The sequence below is a fragment of the Thalassospira sp. MCCC 1A01428 genome, from assembly GCF_002115825.1.
Lineage (GTDB): Bacteria > Pseudomonadota > Alphaproteobacteria > Rhodospirillales > Thalassospiraceae > Thalassospira.
In genome coordinates this window covers 1-442 of record NZ_JFJZ01000173.1, presented here as the reverse complement: position 1 = coordinate 442, position 442 = coordinate 1, and the positions used below count along the sequence as shown (strand labels likewise).

General features: G+C 56.6%; 1 protein-coding gene. It reads right to left on the bottom strand.

Going from position 1 to position 442, the window contains the following annotated elements:
* Positions 1-153: 153 nt before the first annotated feature.
* Positions 154-442 (bottom strand): hypothetical protein (locus THS27_RS26465; protein WP_210403044.1); only part of this gene is annotated, 289 nt, incomplete at its 5' end.

Here is a 442-nt window from a genome sequence, read left to right as displayed (position 1 = left end):
CTTCCGGGAGGCCGGACAGGGCGGAGGATGCCCCGCGACGGGCACCGTCCTCGGCTTTCTCGCCGATCTTGGCCGGGTTAGCGGTTTTGACGGCTGTGGAGAGGGTCGCGATTTGGGTTTCCAAAGCGTCCAGCGCTTCAATCAGTGTTTGGCTCATGCGTCGCCCTCCAAGTTCCAGCCGTCGAAAGCGGCCCGCTCTTTGTCGGAAAGTCCGTTGAGCCACTGGCGGATCCGTTGAGCCGTTGCCGGGTTTCGACGGGCTTCGGCCAGCAAGATTCCGCCGAGGATAATCTTGCGGCGGGTATCGCGTTTTCGTTCTTTCGTGCGTTCCCTGTTTTTGATCTTCTGAACGCGAGCCTTCGCCTGTTCAAGTTGCTTCTGCGCTTTTTCCAATTCATCCATTTTTATTTGTCTCCATTCGGTTTTTCTCTGTCGTAAATTA